We start from the raw sequence: 14979 nt of genomic DNA on the forward strand, positions 1-14979 counted from the left end.
AGCTTACAGGCCAGAGATTGGCCTAAAATCGAGGTGATTAGGCCTAAGAAGAGTCGTTTTCTTTAGTGCCAAGTGCGCTACTTTTCCAAGCTGTGACTCATTAAAAAATATTCTCTTTAGCAGCTTATTTGCTGTTGGTGTTTGCTTCTTAAGATTTGCAAGAATTTGTATTCTTTGAATTAGAATATTTGCTAATTCCTGATGCTCTATAGGAAGACTTGGGTGTATTTTTAAAATATTAGATAATATAAATTGATAGGTTTCAGGATGAGATTCATAGATATATTGGCAAGTGCAAAAGATAAGCTCAAGCTTTGCTATTAACTCTTTATCATTTGAGAAGTTCTTCTTTGAGTGATCAATTGCTAATTGTAAATAATGGTAGCATCTTTCTTCATCATTCTCGTTAAAGGCCAGTTGGGCATCATTTAAAAGTCTTTTTAATTTTAGAATTGATTCTAGTTTCTTTGTTGGCCTCGAGCCTTTAGAGATTTTTGTTGTATCTTGCGTGAAGACATTTTTCTTAAAGTAGTGATGAATAGAGAGATTTTTTGAATCAAATAGTGTTAAGGCCAAGCTATTTGCATCAAAGCTTAAACAAGCATGACTAATAGGTAGAAAGCTCTTTTGGTATATATTTATATGCCTCTTTAACTCACTCTTACTTTCAAGAGTTTCAAATTCACCACCATCTAAAACCTTTGTATTCTTACCATCTATTTTTACAATTTTATAATTTCCACTTTCATCTTTTAAATGAAATTCCCAATGAAAGACTAATTGTCTTTGTTTTAAAAAATCACAGGCCGACTCAATAGTGTCGCAACCTAAGAGAGTGACAAGTGCAAGGTAAGAAGCATTTTCTCCTTCATAGTTTAGAGTAAGGGCCTCTCTTTGAACAAGGCCAATACTTAGGCCTGCTTCATTTATGCCACCATAAGGAGCAAATGGAGATAGCAAATCTTGTAAGACATAGGCCTCAAGACTTCCTTCACATTTAAAATGAACAAATCGAAGTTTATCAAAGAATGAGTCTTGAATAGGAGAGTTGATAAATTCTTTATACTTATCATCTCTTAAATGAAAGTCATCAATCTCATCAAAGATAGCACCAGGATTGTTTAAGAATTCATTCATATAAACAAGGTATAAGGCATTCTCCTGTGAAGTCCCTAGGCCTTGTGCATATTGATTTATAAGTTTATTAAAACTTGATCGATAATAGTCATCTTCTATTAGTTCTTTGCTCGACTTTTCGAGTCTTCTTTTGAATAGGAGACTGAAGAACTTGTGTATTGGGGTTTTCAATGCTTTGGGGCCAAAAAATGAACTTTCTTGAATTTGTTTCCAGGCAAGATTTACATCTTCTTTATCGATTGAAGCTAATTGGTAAATACCATCTGTGACCTCTCCGAAGAGTTCAATGTCCATTAATTCATGGTGGGCATTTTTACGTTTTTGTGAAGTCATAGGAGTATTCATGTCTAATATTTTAAGTTCACTTGTTAATCCTAGCAATCAAACTTTTATTGCCGTATGTGTTGCTCTATCAGGATTAAGAGTTGCTGTTGAGTTAACACGTTTTTCACCTGCAAATTGGCCAATCTCAAAAAAAATTTCAAAGGCCTTTGGCCAGGACTTTACAGAGAGGTTCCATCGAGTTGGGCTCTATATTTGTATTGGTCAAATCATTCTTTGGGCACCAGAGTTACTCTTTGCCTAAGTGTCCCTCATATAGGCTAATCTTACCTGAGTAACTATCAAAAGGGGCCTTGACTCTTAATTCTTTTTCTTGGGCCTTTTTTCTAATGTAGATTTTAATTTCTTTATCTAGGCCATGTTGTTTTACACTATCTTTGATTTGAAAGATTTTATTTAAGAATAGGCCATTTTGCCTTGCCGTTACCTTAAAGTCTTCAACTCGTTTTAATTCATTCCATAATTGACGTGGTTCAACTCTACCGGTTAGTAGCTCAGAAAATGTTAAGTAAATAAGAGGGTCAGACTCAAAATTATCACCCATTAAGACTAATGATGATGGGATATCAGTCATATTTATAATATCTAGTAGGTGGCCAAGTTTATAGATACCCTGAGTTTTAATATCTTTTGGTGATAAATCATTTTCTAAAATTGATAGAATTCGACGATAATCTTTTAAGAAAATACCAGCAGTAAAGATCTCATTAGCATATAACCAATCTCTAATTGCTTCTTCGTAGAAGTGAGGAGAGGCCGAGAGGATAAACGGATGATAGCCATCGTTTATATATTCTTTTAAGATTTTTACTGAGTTTTCTAAAGTCGGATAATTTTTAAGAGGACTTGTTAAAGAGTCATAAATCTCACTCGGTTTTGAATACTTGGTTTCAACAAGAGTCTTATCAAAGTCACAAATAATGATCTTTCTATTATCTGTAATTTTTAGAGGTATATATGTTCCTAGCAGTAATTCTAGGCCAGGATATTTTGAAGTTTCATAGATTTCGATCTTTGATATCGATTCTTTGCTATCTTTAGGCAGAGGTATTTTAGCTAAAAGGCCACCATATGAGTCCGTTTCAAGAGTTTTTGTAAATAGCGTTTCGTTATTCTTTCCTAAAACAACTACTTTGATCTCAAATTCATATGCCCTTAGTAGCTTATAAGCTTGAATAGGGAAGCGGGCCTCAAACTTCTCGAAGTCTTTATTCACAGAGTATAGATTTTCACTCATTGTGAAGTCAGCTTTGAGATTTAGGTAGTTATTTGTTTGGATGGCCAAAAAATTTACGGCCTTGGCCCTTTTCAACTTATAATTCCTTGTTAAAATAGACTTTACGTTATTTTATTCTAATAGAGGTTATATGTATATTGAATTCCTGGGTGAGCAGCCGGTTTATATTTCCATGGGTATTAAAGTAGTTAGTTCTATTCTTTTAGGTGGATTTATAGGCTATGACCGTGAGCAAAAGATGAAATCGGCCGGAATTAAGACAAATATGCTGATCTGCCTGGGAGCAGCTACATATACTGCCTTAAGTGTTTTAACGATGACAGAGCATATGGGAACCGTAGCGGATCCAAATCGTATGGCCGCTCAGATTGTAAGTGGGATTGGTTTCTTAGGTGCTGGTGCTATTATTCAAGGTCGAGGCAATGTTGTTGGAATGACGACAGCAGCTACCGTTTGGGTTGTTGCCGCCATTGGAATGACAGTTGGTTTTGGATATCCAGTAATTGCCAGCTTAATCTCAATTTCTCTATTTGCAGTCTTAAGATTAATTAATCCACTGTATAAAATTCTCGAATCAGATCGTGCCAAGCAAAACTTCTATATTGAAGTCTTATCAAATGGACGAATTCGCGGTCACGTTAAAGAAATTCTTTACTCAAGAGTTGAAGATATAGAAATTGTGAGTGAAGAGGTTTTAGATGCTGTTTCTGATGAAAGGCTTTTAACTCTAAATGTTCACCTTCATCCGAGATGGATCCCGCAAATTAGACGTGAGATTAAAACTCTTATTCGTGTTAATAAAGTCGAGATTCACCAAAGAGATCACGATCATTAAGAAAATTATCTCTTAGCGATTCGATATGTTAGTAGAGAAGCCTCTTTATCGTACTTGCGTGTGACTTCTGTTCCGTCAAGAATATCAGGAACTTTAAATTGCTTTACAAGGCTTTCAGATCTCTTTGATTTAAAAACGTTGTCACCTTCTTCGACACGTTGATCAAACTTACGGTTTTGAGTAACAGTAATATCTCTTTCTTGTGCATTGATATGAATTGTTGATTCCTCATGCTCTGGTACTTCAATAGAGAAATAATAGAATTTCTCATCTGATCTCACTTGTGGAGAAAGCTTAGAGATATTGTAGAATTTATCAGAGGCCTTCTCCGTAATATTGGTCTTTGCCTTTGTATAGTATTCTTTTAGGCTATTAAGCTCTTGGTCGATCTTTTCTTTTAAGCGGCCCATTAACCCATTATGCTCTTTTTGTAGTTCTTTATATCTCTTTTCAAAATTTTCTTGTTTGGATTTTATATTGTCTTTGTGAAAAGCTTCCTGACTTATCACTTCATTTTTTTGAAAAGCGTCTGTCTGAGACATCTTGTGAAAGTGATCACTTCTTAATTTACTAAACTCACGCCTTTGATCTTTTTCAAGTTGATGAATTTCGTTCTTATTTTCTTTAGATAGGCTTTCAAGTCTTTGATCGTATTTCTTATTGATACCCATAATGAAGTTATCATTTCTGACTTCGATTTCGTTTGCACGATTTTTTGCTTTTGCAGTTTCTTCAATGATAAAGTCTTCATTGTCATATTTTATCTTTTTGGCCAATTCATTTACATTTTGTGATGTATCCTCGAGCTCTTCTTGACCTCTTTGATGTACATATTCCATTTGTTCTTGGTAATTGTCTCTAATAGCATCAATATTGGCGTCAAATTGGGCCTTGTTGAATTTTTCTTGCTTATTAAATTGTTGTGTCGTCTTATCTAGACTCTCTTTTATATTATTAAGACGATTTTCTTTTTGGCCAAGTGACTCGATAATAGCAACTTGGTTTTGATCTCGTACGGCATCGAGTTTTTCTTCACCAATTATACGTTGATCCTGAACTTGTTTATTGTAATTCTTTTTTATATTTTCTATCTCAAGCTTCTTTTGCTTGATGACGCGATCCCTTTGGTCTTTAAGACGTAGGTTGGCCTTTGTGAATTGGGTAGAGTCTTCTAACTTCATAAGTTTTGAGCACCTGGCCTTTCTTGTTCAGCACTTTCCAAAATTGGCGCTGTTAGTGCAAGAGGTGACTTACATGGCATCTTGTTACCAGTATGTCCTTTACACATCCATGTTTTTAATAAGTTTACACGAATTGAACGATTTCCGCCGTTATATTTTACATATGAATTTGGATCAAGAGTTGAAGTGACGATAACACTTGCTGGCCCTTGAGGCTGTAGGCGTGAAGAAACCATATACTGGTAGACTCGATATTCTGCTTGAATACTGAGAGTTAGCAGTGATGCGAGAAGAATTTTATTGAAGCTGCGGATTAGCATCTAAAATCTTTCCTTCCACCATTTCCATCAGTGCACGAGCAACAATGTACTTATCCATTTCCTCAAAAGATGAAAATAGAACTCTTTGTTTCTCTAGGTTATTATGAGTTGAAATCTTCTTGAGAAGACTTTTAGCTTTAAGGCGCTGTGCCTTTGTCATTCTTACTTCTTCGAAACGCTCCTGAATTGAAATGTCCTCGAATAATGGGTAATAACCATTTGCCCCAAAATCGATTAACCTTTTAATTGAATCATAGCGTTTTAAAAATCCTAATTCGATCAACTCATCCTCCTTAATTCGTCTCCATTATTTTATAAACTTTAGGGCCAAGATGGCAGACGGAATACATTTCCAGAAGCCTCGCAGCAATTTTAGGTTTTTTCGAACAGGATCTGAGTAACTCATTGTATTTATAGAATAGTTGAGTCGCTAGGTAAGATATGCGGCCATTGTATTTAAGAAATAATAAAGATAAAATTAAGAGAATGCCATGATGGCAAAACTAAAATACAAGGAATGTTATCAAAATGAACGGATTAAAATCTATTGCTGCAATTTCATTTTTATCATTAACTTTAAATGCCAACGCTTTAGTTGATTATTCTGGTGGCCCAAGTGCTACTAAGTATGATCCAACGACAACAAGTCCAGCTCCTGTGGTTAGACAATCAAGAGCTAAGACTTCTGCTCCTGCTAGTTCTGGATTTGATTGGGGATTTCTTCCACAGGCCGTGGATTTTTCTCTAGGCTATACATCAGCAAAAGCCTTTTATACTGATGAGAATATAAATATGCTTAATATGAAGATCAAGGGAACTTTTTCTCATGGTATCTTTGTTGAGCTTGGAATGAATGGTGCTCAGTCTCTTGAGACATCTGAATATGAACAAGGTAATTCTAGCGCTAAACTTGGCTTTAATTGGCTTGATATTGGAAACGATTATAATAAGCTAATTTTTGATATCTTTGTCGGTACGAATTTTAGTGGCAAGAGTGAATTTTCAACTAAGAGAAGTGATCGCTTTGTGGGTGTGACGACTGAGAAGAGATTTGGTGCGGCGGCCTTGGGCCTGACATATGAACGTACTTTTACTGAAGGTCTCGTTGATGATGAAGAAATGAGCATTGGTGATATTAGTCAATGGAGTGCAGACTTAGGAATAATGGTTTCTTCAGAAATTCAATTTCTCTTAACTTATGGTGAGGTTAAAGTCGGTGCTAGTGATTTCTTAAGTGCCAATTACCTTTCTAGTGATTTAAAATATAGTTATATTAAACCTCAAATGTTTTTAAAGATGGCCAATGCCGTTCGCTTAAACCTTGGGGCAGTTTTCCAAGCATCTCGTCCAGATTCATCTTTAATGAGCTCATCACTAAAGATTTGGGGACTGCCAGCAGCTTATGGGAATACATTATTTGCTGGCCTAAATATTGCGATCTAAATAGATCATAAAAAAATAACGAAGGATTGATCATTGTTAATATCAGATAATATTTACTACTGTAAGAACTGTAAGAAAGTCGTCAAGGATATCGAGGATCTACTCTTTGTAGAAGACGGTTCTAGTTTAAGCTTTTGCAGTGAAGTCTGTATTGAAAAATTCTATTCTCCGTTAATCGATTACTTTACGGGAAAAATTGATAAGAAAAGAAAAGATCTAAATATTGAAGAAGAGGCCTGTTTATCATTATTAGATAATCCAACATATGTGGATAGAGTTCTTCATCGTCCAGATGAAATATGGCGCCTTGAAAATGATCTAAAAGAAGAGATTTTCAGCTTTATTTCTAAAGTAGAGTTTGAAGGTGAAGAGGCTTATCTTGTGGCCTTGTGCTTTGTTTTTGATCATACTCCTTCATTTGTTCTGGCCTTAACGGCCTCATCTAATGAATACTTCATTCAAAACTTTCAAATAGGTGAAGAAGTCGACTCTTTAGAAGATTATCATCAGAAAGAGCTTCCTGGAGAGTCATTAATTGATAATGACGATATGGAAGAAATTGAATTAAAAAAATCAAAGCTTTTGGCAGAGATGATGACTCAAAGAAAAGAGTTCGATATTCCTTTTGAAGACTTTGCTCTTTATATGGAATATTTACAAAAGACAGTTGAAAGTTATGATGAACTCTATGAGTTTGATGATGAAGATGGAGATCAGGCACTGGCCTATTTTAAGGCTTTTGAGCGCTCTGGAGTAAGCTTCTTTTATATTGCACTTTGTATGAGACTTGAAAAAGAAGATCAGACACTGATCATTCCAGTTCTTTCATTTCCAACTATTGATGGGGATTTGTCTAATGCGTATAAGCAAGGCAAGCTTCTTGATGGAAATAAGCTTGCCCATTAAATTCTAATTATTAAAAAGATTTGTAGTAGTACTCACCAAGCTGCTTAAAGGCGTCACAATAAGTTCGATCATTATAGAGATCGATATTAATTGAACACATAAAATAAGCATCATAAGAAATTAGCTCACGATCAAAAGGTGAAGGGAAGTCATAAGTTTTCTCCTTCATAATCATAACACTATTGATTCTGAAGTTCTGGTAGCGACCGTAGTCTCGGTTTTTAGATAGGACAAATTTTGAGATTGTTCCGGAGCTACTAATATACTTACATTGAGCTGCTCCAAGGAAAATAGCATTTCCTGAAACTTCTGAAGTAGGGATAACACAGACACGTGAATTTGAGTCTGGGTTCTTAACTTGTATGTAAATATTTGTTTCATTAGTTCTAGACTGACATACCGTACTTGGGCCGAGGTGTTGATTATTTGAGTTTTCAAAGCCTGTCTGGCCATCTAGGGACCATTTACAATGAGCAATTTCACTTGGGATATTTGCTCCGTTGTTTGAGCTTGATGAAGAGTCATCAATATCAATTGTTCCGCCTGTCGAATTTGAAGTGCTCCCTGTTGCCGCTGTGCCATTGTCATAGATTGAGCGTGTCTCTCGTGGTGCTACACAAGAGGTTAGAGCTAAAACTGTTGTGATAAAAATAAAGTTTTTCATTTATTACTCCGTATTCTTACAGTCTTCTTATCGGCAAATCTGAAAAAATATTAATTTTTCATGTAGTTTCTTATCTTTTTAGCCGATAAGTTGATTGATGAAGAAGATTATTTTCACCTTCACCATTTTTGGCCTTGTAATTTTGAGTGCTTATCTCGTTATTACAATGCCTTACCGTTTCTATCATACCTTCCAGAGTGAAGGGGTACAATCGGATTACTTTATTGCCACTGATAGACGCAATATTCTTTATTCAGGTCTGCTTCCTTCTGAAATTAAACGTGGAAAGACTGTGTTTTGGAAGAAGATACACTTCTCTAATTACTCTTTTGATGTACCTTTTCAAGATGTTACGTTTCAAGTTTTTCCTAGACCTAAGATTATAAAAGGTAGAACTTATCCATACTTTGATATTCTTGACCATAAAGGTTTGTTAGTAGCATCAGTTTCTGGCTTTCAGGTCTCAAAGTTCAATCCATCTATTCCAATAGATGAAATATTCAACTTACCAATTATTACTCAATTCATTAAACCTGCGACCAATCAACAAGTTTGGTTAGATATGCTTAATTTAAATATTAAAATTAAAAATTATAATCTCTATAGTTATAAAGATGTAAAAAGCCTTTTAGAAGATTATCCAATTTCTAAATTAGGTTATTATCTTTATATTTATAAGCTTAGGCAGAAATACTTTGCACATAATGCAAAACGAATTGTTCAAAATGGCCCATTTCATATTATCGAAGAGTATAAAAAGGATGATTTAAAAGGTCTTGCTCGCAGCTACTTCTATGAAAAGGGAAGGCTTTATCAATTTGATATTCACTACAATGAAAAACATCCAGATCATAATGTTGTTAAAGATAAAATGATGAAGAATTTAAAGCTTGAACTCTCAAGAGATCAAGAAAGTTCACTAGCAATGTATAATGAATTTAGAAAGTTAAAGTACCAAAAACGCTTTGATTATCAAGGTATGCTACTAATTTATTCCGCGTGGTCACATGAGCTTGAAAATCAATCATTTTATAAAGAGATGATCTATTATTTAGAAAAAGGTGATTATAAAACATCTCAACTTTTTGGTTTATATGATTTTGCCAAACAAAAATACGGTAAGACTTTCTCTGGCCGTGATGAGATCTTAAAGAATGACCTTAAGTCAAAGATAGAGATGGAAAAGGCCCAAGAGCTGAAAAAACAAGAGCGAGATCTTGCTGATTATAATATTGATGGCGAGACTGAATTTAAGGATGAAGACTCAAAAATTGATTACATCTTAAAAAATGTCGATGTCAAAGAGGACAAAGACGATCTCACTGAATACTAAACTAAATCTACAAAACTTTCTGGATGATGAAAATTCGGCTTCGAATCGGGGTGCTTATTTGAGTAGTATAGTGTCTGATTTCCACTTGTTTTTATTACACACGTAGGAGTTACTTTTATATTTGCTAGGTCTTCAAATTGATGGCCAAGAACTCTTAGTGGAAAACGACAGTCTAGATTAAATGAATTATCATGATGATCTATGTTAATATTATCAATATCGATCTCTTCATATTCTGTTAGTTCTGATCGGTACGAGTTAAAGACAAAACAATTCCAACTTGAGTCTGTTCCAAAGTTAAATTCGTAGTACTCACCATCTAACTTATTTAAGATAAAGAATTCAAAACAAGTTTGAGTCCAAAGGCCAATAACACGATTACATTTTTCATTATTCTTACTGAAGTAGACAGTGTCGATATTACCTTTCATCGTAAAATGAAAGTACATATAATCTTCAACGACCTTAACCTCTGCCAGAAGCCTAAGCTCTGGTAGGTTAGGGTCGCCTTGATTAAAGGGTATTAGCTCAAATTGTTTTGAAATCATTTTTTATATCTTGGTTACTCTTACTTATTATTACCCATAATATTTGTTAGGAAGTCTACTGGTAAAGGGAAGAACGTCGTTGATTTTCCTTCTCCACTAGAGATTTCCTTCATTGTATCAAGGTAGCGTAGTGTGATTGCATTAGGGCTTTCATTTAAAACCTTAGCTGCTTCTGATAGCTTAAGTGCCGCATCAAATTCACCTTGAGCAGAAATTACTTTTGCTCTTTTATCACGCTCAGCTTCGGCCTGTTTTGCCATCGCTCTTTGCATCTCTATTGGTAAGTCAATGGCCTTAACTTCAACAGTTGATACCTTGATTCCCCATGGCTCAGTATGCTCATCTAAAATAGATTGAAGACGTGCATTGATTTGATCTCGCATAGAAAGAATTTCATCAAGTTCAAATTGTCCAATTACTGATCGAAGTGTCGTTTGTGCAATTTGCGCAGTTGCTGCTAAGTAATTTTCTACTGCAACTACTGACTTTTCTGGATCTTCTACACGAAAGTAGACAACTCCATTTACTTTAAGAGTTACGTTATCCTTAGAGATAATATCTTGTGATGGAATATCCATCGTTACTGTACGTAAATCGACTTTATGCATTTTTTCAAGCCCTGGGATTAGCAGGATAAGTCCAGGCCCGCGAACTGCTGTAAAGCGTCCTAGAAAGAAGATAACCCCACGTTCATATTCCTTAAGGATCTTGATCGTATTAAATAATAATATTAGTAATAAAATGACAAATGGTAGAAAAGGGGCGATGTGCATCATATAGATCCTCCGTGAATTGACAAAAACTTTACAATTAGATGACTCTTAAAAAATAGCTAAAGCTATTATATATTCAAGAACTAAGGGGTGATTAACAAAAACTCTCTCTTCCTTGTCAAAATCAATCGTCCCTCAACGATACCCCTTAGTTTTTTTTCTTATAACCAAAAAAACTTTCTAATCTCTCTTCTTACCCAGTTAATATCGCTCTTTGTTGGCAGATCATTTGTACTCATTGACATCATTAAGCTTATTAATTGGCGAAAAGACTTTCTTTGACTCATATTAAACCTCATATATTTATTAGTAATTTTACATTATCTTTCTTTATAATGGTAACTTTATCTCCAACCTTTAGCTGAGACATATCTCCATTGGCCGTCAGTTGCCAAAGCTCCCCATTAAATTGAGTGTAATACTTATCGCCATCAATTGCACTGATGGCAACAGTGCTTCCCGAATAAGGATCATCAGGCTCTGAGAATATACGTTTGCGTGACTTATAGAAAATATAAGCAATCAGTCCAATAAAGGATAAGATAGCACCAATGCTAGAAAATAGCACTGTCGCTGATATTTGTAAGTAAGACTCTTCTGTTTGAAAAAGATAGAGTGAGCCAATAATTAAACTCGCAATTCCCGCTATGGTAAGAATACCAAAACTGGTGATATAAATTTCAAGAATAAAAAGAACGAATGAAGCGATAACAAGTAGAAGTGCTCCAACATTTAATGATAGAACTCCAAAAGAAATACCGGCCACTAGTATTAAAACAGCACCAACACTTCCTGCAATAAAGCCGCCTGGTGCTTGAAACTCAAGATAAATTAAAGCAGCACCTATTAAGAAGAGAATATAGGCCATATCGGGTGAAGCAAAGAAGGCCATTACTTTTTGTCCGATGGTTTTTTCAAAAGTTACAACAACGTGATTGCTTTCAACGCTAATTTTATATTTCTCATGATGCTTTTGATATTCTTTGCCGTTAATAAGTTCGATTAAACCATCTTCACCCTGGATTTTATCGACGATTCCATTGTGAGCATTTTCTTCTAAAGCTTCTTGGGCCGTAAGGCTAGTTGCTTCAGTTATCATTTTTGTGTAAATCTTTGGATTCTTTCCTGTTCCATCTGCTTGCGATTTAACAAGGGCAACAAGATCGTTGATAATCTTGTTTTTCATATCTCCCTCTTTAATATCTGAGGAACCTGAAATTGGTGTTGCTGCTCCAATTCGTGTGCCGTCGGCCATATATAAAGTAGGGATACTACTTGAAATAATTGCACCTGCACTTGTGGCCGATGCTGAGGATGGGCCAATCCATCCGATAACGAGATTTTCACTATTGGCGATCAAGTGCATAATGTCTTTAGTAATACTAACCAGTCCTCCTGGTGTATTCATTTTTATTAGAAGAGCTGTGCCTGGCTCATTCTTTATTGATTCTTGTGCTTTCTTTAGATGATTTAGAGTCACCGGAGTGATGGCCTCATTTACTTCTACTATCAGAAATTTATTGATTTTATATTCTTTTGTTTGAGCAACTGCATCGTTACCAAAAAAGTGCATTGATAAAAATGTAATGATTGTTACAAAACTTGTAATGATAGTATTTCTCATATATCTTGACCTGCTTATTTTAGAAGGAGATTTCATGTCATCAAATAATATTACTTATAAAGTAATTATCGCTCATTTTTTTAATCCTATAAATGATAAAATATGTGAATTTTTAGAAGATTACGCTATTGTTGCTAAGCGCAACGCTAAAGGTAACTATAAAATCGTACATCGCTGCCACAAGTCAAAATTAAATGAATATATTAAAAGAAAAAAGTCTGTGGAAATTATTGATAAGTCTGGTCAATATGTCATTCCTGGTATGTATGATACACATTTTCACTGGGTACAAGATGACGTAAGAACGATGCCAAAAGCAAACCTATTATCTTGGCTTGAAAATTATACGTGGCCATATGAGGCTAATTTTAAAAAAGTTTCTTATGCAAAAAAGAAGGCCCGTGAGTTCGCTAAGAAGATCGCTAATAATGGAACAATTGGTGGTGCTTGTTATGGATCTATTCACTCTCATTCTGTATCTGAGGCATTAGAAAAATTTGAAGGTGATTATATTCTTGGTAATGTTCAAATGACAATGAACTCGCCTGAGTATCTCACAATGGGAATCGAAGATACGATTGCTCAAACAGAAGAGCTTGCAAGTAAGTATAAAAATAAATATGCCGTAACACCACGCTTTGCAATTACTACTGATCCTAAGACAATGAGTGCAGGAGCAAAAACGGCAAAGAAGCATCGCTCATTTATTCAAACACACTTAAGTGAAACACAAAATGAAATCGACTTTGTTCTTAGTATTTATAAAAATATCGAAGGCTTTGAAAAAGTAAAAACGTATACAGAAATTTACGATAAAGTAGGTCTATTAACACCAAAGACAATCATGGGCCATGGTATCTATTTATCACCAAAAGAATTAAAGCTCTTATCACAAAAGCAAACAATGATTGCACATTGTCCTACAAGTAATGCTCCTATTAAGGAGTTAGGTCTTGGCTCTGGCCTTTTCGATTATAAAAGGGCCAATCGTTATAAAGTGCATTGGGCCTTAGCTAGTGATATTGGTGGTGGCCCATTCTTATCAATGCTTGATGTGATGAATTCATTTGTTTGTCAAAATCATAAGAAAGGACATCGTGATGCTTCATACACTCAGGCCTTGTATCGCGCAACCCTTGCTGGTGCAAAATCACTTAAGTTAGATAAGGAGAGTGGGAACTTTGAAATAGGAAAGAAACTCAATTTTGTTTCACTTGGAAGCAAAAACTTCCGCGGCAACTTAACAGTTGAAGACAAATTAAAAAAGTTGATTAAGAGACCTAACAAATTACGTGAACTTTATTCTGATTTAATTGAATCGACATATTACAACGCTCACATGATTTCAGGTAGATAACAAGCAATATGATTAATTGAGTTAACGATGTTTGGTTAAACCAAAAAAAAGTTATATTAATTAAACTTTTTTACTAACAATTTAGTAAATGTATTTACAAAAATATTTTGTTGCTTTAGAATATATTTAGATATGAATCGTAAGTGCTTGAATATATAGTTAGGAGTAAATACATGAGAAGTTTTAGTCACATCGCAAAATTAATTAAAGACAAGAGAACAGCACACCCAAAAGGCTATTCTCAATCAGAGCTGTCTCACCTTTTAGGTTACAAAAACGGACAATTCATTTCAAACGTTGAGCGTGCATTATGTAACATTCCTTTAAAGATGTTACGTCGTGTTTGTGAAATTCTTGATATTGATGAAGCTGAATTAAAGACAGCAATTATTAAAGATCACGAAGAAACACTTGATAATTATCTTAAAGATGGTTCTGGTGTAGTAGGCGCTACAACAGAAACAACAGAGGCTGCGCAATCTTCTAACTTTGTTTACTAAGATATAGTTAAGTTATTTAGACAAAAATGTTGATAAAGAAAAAGGGAGCTAAATTAGCTCCCTTTTTTATGTTTAGTTTAAATTTAAATTTAAATTATAATTATAAACCTTTGTAGGCCTTGTAATCTTCCAGGCTACCCATCGATTCTTCAGTATCTTCAGAGTAGTCGGCTTGAATTTGAGTTTGTAGATAATGTGGATCTTCAATTTCTTCAACACTTACTTCAGGTGCAACTTCACCAAGTGGGAGCTCGTGATTATTTGCATAAGTTGTATCCATCTTTAGAGATTCAAACTTCTTTTCAAATATCTCTAGTTCCTCTGGCTTTAGCCTACCTTTGAAGTCTAAGAAAGTTTTTTGAGTGTCGATAAAATTTTTCTCAAGTTTTTCTTTTTGTTTTTCACCAACACGATCAAAGTTTTCAAAATATTTCTTTCTGGCCATGATGTGTTGTTCGAGAAGATTTAAATACTTCACAATAACAAAGTCTTCACCTTTTAAGTGACTTGTTCCACTGCGACGATTGCGTCCCTGAGGGCGCCTTCTACGGTTGCGATTATTTGAGCGACTTCCACTTTTCTTAGGGGCCGCTTTTTGTCCCTTGTTTGGACCTTGAGACTTTGTTTGTTTTTGTTCTTGGCCTTTTGCGCCCTTGGCCTGCTGCTTATTATTTGGGCGACGACGGTTATTGCGTCTTCTCTTATTATTAGGACGTGGCTTATTTGCATCACCCTTATTGTTGCTGGCCTCTTTTTTGCCTTGCTCCATTAATGATTCC

18 protein-coding genes are annotated in these 14979 nt (G+C 34.9%); 7 read left to right on the forward strand and 11 right to left on the reverse strand.

Translation table 11 applies throughout. The features are described 5' to 3' along the window. Positions 1-3: 3 nt before the first annotated feature. Positions 4-1482, reverse strand: a complete 1479-nt coding sequence (locus ACN5L8_RS00820; protein WP_419172026.1) for a hypothetical protein — start codon at positions 1480-1482, stop codon at positions 4-6. Here ACN5L8_RS00820 and ACN5L8_RS00825 point away from each other — a divergent pair. Then, entirely contained in the window at positions 1481-1723 is a 243-nt protein-coding gene (locus ACN5L8_RS00825; protein ID WP_115362377.1) for a hypothetical protein, read from the forward strand. The two genes, ACN5L8_RS00820 and ACN5L8_RS00825, sit on opposite strands and share 2 nt — an antisense overlap. Here the strand turns inward: ACN5L8_RS00825 and ACN5L8_RS00830 are convergent. Beyond that, entirely contained in the window at positions 1709-2791 is a 1083-nt protein-coding gene (locus ACN5L8_RS00830; RefSeq protein WP_120404734.1) for a phosphatase domain-containing protein, read from the reverse strand. The two genes, ACN5L8_RS00825 and ACN5L8_RS00830, sit on opposite strands and share 15 nt — an antisense overlap. Positions 2792-2846: 55 nt before the next feature. Between ACN5L8_RS00830 and ACN5L8_RS00835 the strand changes: the two genes are divergently transcribed. Further along, the gene (locus ACN5L8_RS00835; RefSeq protein ID WP_115362381.1) at positions 2847-3551 is read left to right on the forward strand and encodes an MgtC/SapB family protein; all 705 of its coding nucleotides are present in this window, start codon (positions 2847-2849) and stop codon (positions 3549-3551) included. Positions 3552-3556: 5 nt separating this feature from the next. On the opposite strand, the gene ACN5L8_RS00840 is transcribed toward ACN5L8_RS00835, so the two are convergent. From ACN5L8_RS00840 to ACN5L8_RS00850, 3 genes are read right to left on the reverse strand one after another with little or no spacing between them, the layout of a single operon-like run. After that, positions 3557-4732 (reverse strand): hypothetical protein, encoded by a 1176-nt coding sequence (locus ACN5L8_RS00840; RefSeq protein ID WP_120404735.1) that lies wholly within the window; start codon positions 4730-4732, stop codon positions 3557-3559. Next, positions 4729-5052, reverse strand: a complete 324-nt coding sequence (locus ACN5L8_RS00845; protein WP_115362385.1) for a hypothetical protein — start codon at positions 5050-5052, stop codon at positions 4729-4731. Before ACN5L8_RS00845 ends, ACN5L8_RS00840 begins: the two co-directional genes overlap by 4 nt. Then, on the reverse strand, positions 5030-5335 hold the full coding sequence (locus ACN5L8_RS00850) for a hypothetical protein (RefSeq protein WP_115362388.1): 306 nt from the start codon (positions 5333-5335) through the stop codon (positions 5030-5032). The genes ACN5L8_RS00845 and ACN5L8_RS00850 overlap by 23 nt, the downstream gene beginning before the upstream one ends. 245 nt (positions 5336-5580) lie before the next feature. Here ACN5L8_RS00850 and ACN5L8_RS00855 point away from each other — a divergent pair, with 245 nt between their 5' ends. After that, positions 5581-6495, forward strand: coding sequence for a hypothetical protein (locus tag ACN5L8_RS00855; RefSeq protein ID WP_120404736.1), 915 nt, complete (start codon positions 5581-5583; stop codon positions 6493-6495). Between the two features lie 33 nt (positions 6496-6528). After that, positions 6529-7401 (forward strand): hypothetical protein, encoded by an 873-nt coding sequence (locus tag ACN5L8_RS00860; protein WP_115362392.1) that lies wholly within the window; start codon positions 6529-6531, stop codon positions 7399-7401. A gap of 10 nt (positions 7402-7411) precedes the next feature. Here the strand turns inward: ACN5L8_RS00860 and ACN5L8_RS00865 are convergent, their stop codons facing one another. Continuing rightward, on the reverse strand, positions 7412-8065 hold the full coding sequence (locus ACN5L8_RS00865) for a hypothetical protein (RefSeq protein ID WP_115362394.1): 654 nt from the start codon (positions 8063-8065) through the stop codon (positions 7412-7414). Positions 8066-8162: 97 nt separating this feature from the next. Between ACN5L8_RS00865 and ACN5L8_RS00870 the strand changes: the two genes are divergently transcribed. Next, complete coding sequence (locus tag ACN5L8_RS00870; protein ID WP_419172027.1) at positions 8163-9398, forward strand: hypothetical protein; 1236 nt, start codon at positions 8163-8165, stop codon at positions 9396-9398. Here ACN5L8_RS00870 and ACN5L8_RS00875 read toward each other — a convergent pair. From ACN5L8_RS00875 to ACN5L8_RS00890, 4 genes are all read right to left on the reverse strand, one after another. Continuing rightward, positions 9395-9946, reverse strand: a complete 552-nt coding sequence (locus ACN5L8_RS00875) for a hypothetical protein (protein ID WP_419172028.1) — start codon at positions 9944-9946, stop codon at positions 9395-9397. The two genes, ACN5L8_RS00870 and ACN5L8_RS00875, sit on opposite strands and share 4 nt — an antisense overlap. Positions 9947-9966: 20 nt before the next feature. Next, positions 9967-10719, reverse strand: a complete 753-nt coding sequence (locus ACN5L8_RS00880) for a slipin family protein (RefSeq protein ID WP_115363724.1) — start codon at positions 10717-10719, stop codon at positions 9967-9969. A gap of 161 nt (positions 10720-10880) precedes the next feature. Continuing rightward, positions 10881-11006, reverse strand: coding sequence for a hypothetical protein (locus ACN5L8_RS00885; RefSeq protein WP_255509252.1), 126 nt, complete (start codon positions 11004-11006; stop codon positions 10881-10883). A gap of 8 nt (positions 11007-11014) precedes the next feature. After that, positions 11015-12343, reverse strand: a complete 1329-nt coding sequence (locus tag ACN5L8_RS00890; RefSeq protein WP_419172029.1) for an NfeD family protein — start codon at positions 12341-12343, stop codon at positions 11015-11017. 34 nt (positions 12344-12377) lie between these two features. Between ACN5L8_RS00890 and ACN5L8_RS00895 the strand changes: the two genes are divergently transcribed. Then, the gene (locus ACN5L8_RS00895; protein WP_419172030.1) at positions 12378-13700 is read left to right on the forward strand and encodes an amidohydrolase family protein; all 1323 of its coding nucleotides are present in this window, start codon (positions 12378-12380) and stop codon (positions 13698-13700) included. Positions 13701-13873: 173 nt separating this feature from the next. After that, positions 13874-14200, forward strand: coding sequence for a helix-turn-helix domain-containing protein (locus tag ACN5L8_RS00900; RefSeq protein WP_115362405.1), 327 nt, complete (start codon positions 13874-13876; stop codon positions 14198-14200). A gap of 100 nt (positions 14201-14300) precedes the next feature. On the opposite strand, the gene ACN5L8_RS00905 is transcribed toward ACN5L8_RS00900, so the two are convergent. Continuing rightward, positions 14301-14969, reverse strand: a complete 669-nt coding sequence (locus tag ACN5L8_RS00905; protein ID WP_115362407.1) for a hypothetical protein — start codon at positions 14967-14969, stop codon at positions 14301-14303. Positions 14970-14979: the final 10 nt, after the last annotated feature.

Origin of the sequence: Halobacteriovorax sp., from assembly GCF_048381875.1 — a bacterium.
GTDB classification, from domain to species: domain Bacteria; phylum Bdellovibrionota; class Bacteriovoracia; order Bacteriovoracales; family Bacteriovoracaceae; genus Halobacteriovorax_A; species Halobacteriovorax_A vibrionivorans.

Bases quoted from the DNA above. Each gene is read 5' to 3' on its own strand.
- ACN5L8_RS00825 (WP_115362377.1), top strand. From the start codon at position 1,481: ATGTCTAATATTTTAAGTTCACTTGTTAATCCTAGCAATCAAACTTTT.
- ACN5L8_RS00820 (WP_419172026.1), bottom strand. From the start codon at position 1,482: ATGAATACTCCTATGACTTCACAAAAACGTAAAAATGCCCACCATGAA.
- ACN5L8_RS00835 (WP_115362381.1), top strand. From the start codon at position 2,847: ATGTATATTGAATTCCTGGGTGAGCAGCCGGTTTATATTTCCATGGGT.
- ACN5L8_RS00840 (WP_120404735.1), bottom strand. From the start codon at position 4,732: ATGAAGTTAGAAGACTCTACCCAATTCACAAAGGCCAACCTACGTCTT.
- ACN5L8_RS00845 (WP_115362385.1), bottom strand. From the start codon at position 5,052: ATGCTAATCCGCAGCTTCAATAAAATTCTTCTCGCATCACTGCTAACT.
- ACN5L8_RS00855 (WP_120404736.1), top strand. From the start codon at position 5,581: ATGAACGGATTAAAATCTATTGCTGCAATTTCATTTTTATCATTAACT.
- ACN5L8_RS00865 (WP_115362394.1), bottom strand. From the start codon at position 8,065: ATGAAAAACTTTATTTTTATCACAACAGTTTTAGCTCTAACCTCTTGT.
- ACN5L8_RS00870 (WP_419172027.1), top strand. From the start codon at position 8,163: ATGAAGAAGATTATTTTCACCTTCACCATTTTTGGCCTTGTAATTTTG.
- ACN5L8_RS00875 (WP_419172028.1), bottom strand. From the start codon at position 9,946: ATGATTTCAAAACAATTTGAGCTAATACCCTTTAATCAAGGCGACCCT.
- ACN5L8_RS00880 (WP_115363724.1), bottom strand. From the start codon at position 10,719: ATGCACATCGCCCCTTTTCTACCATTTGTCATTTTATTACTAATATTA.
- ACN5L8_RS00885 (WP_255509252.1), bottom strand. From the start codon at position 11,006: ATGAGTCAAAGAAAGTCTTTTCGCCAATTAATAAGCTTAATGATGTCA.
- ACN5L8_RS00890 (WP_419172029.1), bottom strand. From the start codon at position 12,343: ATGAGAAATACTATCATTACAAGTTTTGTAACAATCATTACATTTTTA.
- ACN5L8_RS00895 (WP_419172030.1), top strand. From the start codon at position 12,378: ATGTCATCAAATAATATTACTTATAAAGTAATTATCGCTCATTTTTTT.
- ACN5L8_RS00900 (WP_115362405.1), top strand. From the start codon at position 13,874: ATGAGAAGTTTTAGTCACATCGCAAAATTAATTAAAGACAAGAGAACA.
- ACN5L8_RS00905 (WP_115362407.1), bottom strand. From the start codon at position 14,969: ATGGAGCAAGGCAAAAAAGAGGCCAGCAACAATAAGGGTGATGCAAAT.